Origin of the sequence: Pelistega indica (genome assembly GCF_000506865.1) — a bacterium.
Classification (GTDB): Bacteria; Pseudomonadota; Gammaproteobacteria; order Burkholderiales; family Burkholderiaceae_B; genus Taylorella; species Taylorella indica.
Genome location: NZ_AYSV01000125.1, coordinates 1 through 4,825 on the forward strand (window position 1 = coordinate 1; position 4,825 = coordinate 4,825).

The 4,825-nt window shown below is 38.0% G+C and carries 5 protein-coding genes and 3 pseudogenes; 3 read left to right on the forward strand and 5 right to left on the reverse strand.

Translation table 11 applies throughout. The features are described 5' to 3' along the window. A pseudogene (locus V757_RS28180) lies at window positions 1–265 on the forward strand (transposase domain-containing protein); the annotation flags it as partial. Window positions 266–334: 69 nt separating this feature from the next. Here the strand turns inward: V757_RS28180 and V757_RS26125 are convergent. The 3 genes from V757_RS26125 to V757_RS26135 are packed head-to-tail and all read right to left on the reverse strand — an operon-like array spanning window position 335 to window position 2,775. Then, complete coding sequence (locus V757_RS26125; protein WP_031274862.1) at window positions 335–760, reverse strand: RidA family protein; 426 nt, start codon at window positions 758–760, stop codon at window positions 335–337. Continuing rightward, the gene (locus V757_RS26130; protein ID WP_023952980.1) at window positions 684–1,172 is read right to left on the reverse strand and encodes a c-type cytochrome; all 489 of its coding nucleotides are present in this window, start codon (window positions 1,170–1,172) and stop codon (window positions 684–686) included. The genes V757_RS26125 and V757_RS26130 overlap by 77 nt, the downstream gene beginning before the upstream one ends. A 10-nt stretch (window positions 1,173–1,182) precedes the next feature. Continuing rightward, entirely contained in the window at window positions 1,183–2,775 is a 1,593-nt protein-coding gene (locus tag V757_RS26135) for a flavin monoamine oxidase family protein (RefSeq protein WP_023952982.1), read from the reverse strand. Window positions 2,776–3,108: 333 nt separating this feature from the next. On the opposite strand from V757_RS26135, the gene V757_RS27705 reads away from it, so the two are divergent. After that, window positions 3,109–3,711, forward strand: coding sequence for a 2Fe-2S iron-sulfur cluster-binding protein (locus V757_RS27705; RefSeq protein WP_023952984.1), 603 nt, complete (start codon window positions 3,109–3,111; stop codon window positions 3,709–3,711). Window positions 3,712–3,788: 77 nt separating this feature from the next. On the opposite strand, the gene V757_RS26140 is transcribed toward V757_RS27705, so the two are convergent. Next, window positions 3,789–4,133, reverse strand: a complete 345-nt coding sequence (locus tag V757_RS26140) for a 4a-hydroxytetrahydrobiopterin dehydratase (RefSeq protein ID WP_023952986.1) — start codon at window positions 4,131–4,133, stop codon at window positions 3,789–3,791. A gap of 12 nt (window positions 4,134–4,145) precedes the next feature. After that, window positions 4,146–4,541 (reverse strand): annotated as a pseudogene (locus V757_RS30010) (hypothetical protein); the annotation flags it as partial. A gap of 108 nt (window positions 4,542–4,649) precedes the next feature. Here V757_RS30010 and V757_RS28190 point away from each other — a divergent pair. Beyond that, window positions 4,650–4,817 (forward strand): annotated as a pseudogene (locus V757_RS28190) (transposase); the annotation flags it as partial. Window positions 4,818–4,825: the final 8 nt, after the last annotated feature.

Consider the following 4,825-nt stretch of genomic DNA (forward strand, 5'->3'; position numbering starts at 1 on the left):
CCGATGGATAATAATGCGGTAGAAGAATTTGGATACAGTTCCACTCGCGATTGGTCGGGCAAGAATTGGCTCTTTGTAGGTTCTAGAGAAAGCGGGTCGACGTGCGGCTGCGGTGATGTCGTTAATTCAATCGGCTAAGCTCAATGGCCATGACCCTTATGCTTACCTTAAGGATGTGTTGGAACGATTGCCGACACAGAAAGCGAAGGACATTGCTGAGCTTCTGCCTCATCGTTGGCAAGCGCCAAACGACACCAAGAATTAACACAATGCCCCGACAAAATCGGGGCATTGAACGTTTAAAAACGGAAGTCAATCGGAGTTCACCGGACGCTTACTTTGCTAAAGCAGCAACTTGGAATGTAGATCTGACAGGCATATTAGGTTGCTCTGCTGTCCCAAAGAATTGTGTATAGCCTTCCATAAAGCCTTTGAAGTCCATTTTATTTTCTTTGTTTTTGTCAGCAACTAAGTAAACTTGCATTTTTACTACGTCACCCATTGTTAAGTTATATTCTTTTAGCTTCGCTTCGATTTTTTTAAGAACATTAATTGTTTGCTGTTTTGTGTCACCAAAAGATTCACCTTCTTTAGAAGGAACAGTGCCACTTAAGTAGTAATTTGTAGCAGCAGAAGGCACTACAACGACTGAAGAAATTGGGAAATTAGGAATTGGCTCGCGTTTAATCTCTGCTGCTTGAGTGATAGATAGAGGTAGTGCTAAAGCAGCCATTGTAAATACTGTAGATAATAATTTCATAAAAAGCTCCTAAAAAAATTAAACGGAATTTAGCGACATCTTCAGCTGTCACTTTGTCGGTATAATGATTGCCAAAGTTAGAACGTACATAATTAATTGTTTCGGCAATTTGACTGTTGGTTAGTTGATCACGGAAAGGAGGCATTCCTTTTTGACCATTCATCACAACGAATTTCATATATTCAGGGGTCACAAGTTTGTGATTGCCCGCAAGTGCTGGGAAATGCCCTGCGCCTGTTGCTCCTTTTGCATCTTGCATATGGCACGCTGCACATACATGGTGGAAAATATCTTTACCTGTTGTATAAGGGTAAGGAGAAGAACTAAGATCAATCACGGCACTATCAGCAAAACTTTGAGAGCTTAGTAAGAGTGTAGTAGCGAATGAAAATAATAGTTTTGATAGCTTCATGAGATATTCCTTAAAGGGATTGAACTTTTTTATGCAAACGAGTGATAGCGTCAATAGCGGATGTCACTGCACCTTCTTGCCATGCTGGAATGTAAGAAGCATGTTCACCAGCTAAGACAATACGTCCATCAATTTGACATAGATTTTCATAATGTTGTTTGCGTTTTTCTTCTGTCCATGCGCCATAACAACCTAAGATCCAAGGTTGACGACTCCATGCCCAGCTAAACCCATTTTCAAATTCTTCTTTAATTTGAGGGTGAATTTGAGCACCTAACTCAATCGCTTTAGCTACACGTTCCTCGGGTTCCATTGCGGTAAATTCTAATGCTTTAGGTCCAAACATATAGGCATTTAGTAAAATGCCTTTACCTGAGGAGAAATAGCCATGATTAGGATAAGCAATTTGTGTAATTGGTAAGTTTGTATAAGAAATACCACCATAGATATGCTCATCTTCTTCCCAGAATCTACGCTTATATTGCCCAGCAATTTTGACTGAAGAAGCATAAGGAACACTGTTAATAGCGTCTTGCATAGGCTTACCTACATTCATTGGAATTTGTGAAAGCACAGAAAGAGGGGTAGTATTAACACACCATTCGGCTCGTTCTTGTTTAAGCTGACCACCTGCTTGATTGTCTTTATAGAAGATAGTGACGCCTGTATCGTCTTGTTTAATCTCTACTACTTGAGCATTGTATTGGATGATATTGCCAAGCTCCCGACCAAATGCCTCTCCAATTTTACCCATGCCTCCTTCTGGTTCAAACATAGTATGTTGGAACTCATCAAAGAAATGGATATTCATGTTTTTCCATAAATCACTTTTCACAATCTCATTGAGAGGAATAATTTCTGAAGCTTCAGGTAATGCACTTAAACCACCACCAGGATGTTTTTTATAACCACGATAAGCACTAGTTTCTAGGCTAGTTACATAGTCAAACTTATCGTTTAGGACACCGAAGCTTTTTAATGAGTCCAATAATTTTTCTTTGTCTTCTTTTGAAAAGTTCAAATCTAAAGCATTTTGATTAATAGATTTAGATAAGAGTTCAGAGAGCCCACCTTTATAATCATTAATAATTTCACGATAACGCTGAGGCTTTCCATTAAAAGCATTAGTATTATGTAAGTAGCTATTAAAGTTTAATTGAATAAATGGAATCATCTTGACGTTTAATCGTTTACAGTACTCCAAGATACCATAGTGGTTATAGGGGATACGCCAAGGACCAGGGTTAAAATAAAGACCTGAATCAAAACGGCATAATTGTTTAGTGCCATTGATTTCAGTATATTCCTTACCTCTATAAACACTGATATTACGACCACCAGAACGGTTTTGATATTCTAAGATTTTTACTTGATAACCAGCATTACGAAGCTCAAGTGCAGAGACCATACCTGCTATTCCCGCACCTAGAATAATAATCTTTTTCCCATTCCCATTACCTTCTAATTTAATAGGCCCAGTGTAGTGTGATTCAGCAGCAAAACCTAGACTAGTCATAGCTTGATACATGGCGGCACTACCAGCGGTATAACCAATCATAGCTAGCAATTTACGTCTAGAAATATTAGGGATTATGTTTGACATACTTTATGTACTCCTAAAAAACGGCGTTGTTATTTTTATAAATAAGCAAATAGCATGCCAATATTTAATATTTAATTTAAATTTAAAAAAAACACCAATAAATCAGTTGTTTATTTAATTAATTCAAATTTAAATAAAAACTAGTGAAAATCTTTATGCACTAAAAAGAGCTGAATGCACAAGTTTTAAACATATGCTTGATGCTTTATGGTGCAGCACAGCAATATTAGTTTTTAATTCTGATGAAATTGTCATGGAGACTAATTTTTTGTCTAAGTTAAAAAGGAAAGTGAGTAAAATACTGTCAGATTAGATTTACAAAGAGGTTTGTTCATGTCTGAAAACCAATTAAGATGGATTGCTGCACGAGTGGATGATGTGAGAGAGGTTAATCCGCAACAGATGCAGATTGGGCTTTTTTTACCATCTTTTGCCCGGTTTATACAGCTTCCTGAGCAGTCAGTTATTGATGTTAAAACACCATCTGGATTGATACGTGAATATCCTATCGTCGCCATTGAGGCATCTACACAAACAATTACTATTGAGGTCATAAGGCAAATTAATGCAGCTGGAGAATCTACAAGTTTGCTTGATGGTATTGATCTAGACCAAATCATTGAAATTAGTGCACCTAGAGAGTCGCACAAATTAACGCAAGAAGATATTGATTTTTATGTTACCTTTGCACGTAAAGGTGTGACCATAGCCATTCCTAAGGAAATGAGTATTGCTGATGCGATGCGTGAGCATCATTTAACAGTTAATACATCCTGTGAATATGGTGTTTGTGGTACTTGTTATGCTACTGTGTTGAGTGGTGAGATTTTGCATGAAGACACTTATTTGACAGAAGAAGAAAAAAGCAAACAAGATTGTATGATGATATGTGTTTCAAGAGCAAAGCCAGGCACAACCATAGTATTGGATTTATAAGGATAAGCATAAAATAAGGGGAATAGCTAGCAATACGCCTCTTTCCCCTTATCGCCTAGCGTTAAAAGTGCTTTATTTTAGGCTTGATTGATCAACTCATCAGTTTTTGCTGCCATAATAAAGTCATTGCGGTGCAATCCTTTGATGCTATGGGACCACCAAGTAACAGTGACTTTCCCCCATTCTGTTAGAATGCCTGGGTGATGGCCTTCAGATTCAGCAAGCTCAGCTAATTGATTGGTAAATACCATCGCTTGTTTAAAATTCTTGAATTTGAATTCACGTTGTAATTGCATGATGTTATCGACCACTATGGCTCGCCATTCTGGAATCATTTTGATCAGTTCAGCAAGTTCTTCATCGCTTACTTTTGGTGCATTGGCTTGACATGCTTCACATGTTTGTTTGTTTAAGGGTTGCATAGTGTTTTTCTCCTATATGGTAAGACTAGGATGAGGAGAAAAAAGGCCTTTCTCCATCGCTATATGAATCTCTGACATTAAATCAGCTTGAGCAAGTTCAAATAATTGATCTAGATGATTTAGAACATAATAAATCGGTTGAATTCTATCAATACGATAGGGGGTTCGTAGTACGTCTTGAAGAGAAAATTCTCTATATTCAGGCTCACCACTTAAAGCGTATACCGTTTCTTGAGGAGAACTGAGAATACCACCACCATAAATGCGGCGTTGCGCATCGTTATTGCCGACCAGACCAAATTCAATAGTAAACCAATATAATCTGGCAAGAAAAGAACGTTCTTCTTTGCTAGCAATAAGACCTAATTTGCCATACGTTTCATTAAAGGCCGCAAAGGCCGGATGAGTTAAGAGGGGACAATTGTAACCATCCCCTAAATTAAGACAACAAGAAAGTAGAAACTTTTTTGAACGTTACCGTAAACTTATTTCAAAGGAGTTTTACCATAGAGTAAACGTACTAGCGAAAGCCAAATTATCAACATTCTTAAACAAGCCGAGGCAGGCACCCCTGTTCAAGAGTTATGCCGTCAACATGGCATTTCTTCTGCCACATTCTACAAATGGCGAGAACGTTATGGGGGGATGGAAGTCTCTGATGTAAGACGCTTAAAAGAACTCGACTGAGCTGA

Bases quoted from the DNA above. Each gene is read 5' to 3' on its own strand.
- V757_RS26130 (WP_023952980.1), bottom strand. From the start codon at position 1,172: ATGAAGCTATCAAAACTATTATTTTCATTCGCTACTACACTCTTACTA.
- V757_RS27705 (WP_023952984.1), top strand. From the start codon at position 3,109: ATGTCTGAAAACCAATTAAGATGGATTGCTGCACGAGTGGATGATGTG.
- V757_RS26135 (WP_023952982.1), bottom strand. From the start codon at position 2,775: ATGTCAAACATAATCCCTAATATTTCTAGACGTAAATTGCTAGCTATG.
- V757_RS26140 (WP_023952986.1), bottom strand. From the start codon at position 4,133: ATGCAACCCTTAAACAAACAAACATGTGAAGCATGTCAAGCCAATGCA.
- V757_RS26125 (WP_031274862.1), bottom strand. From the start codon at position 760: ATGAAATTATTATCTACAGTATTTACAATGGCTGCTTTAGCACTACCT.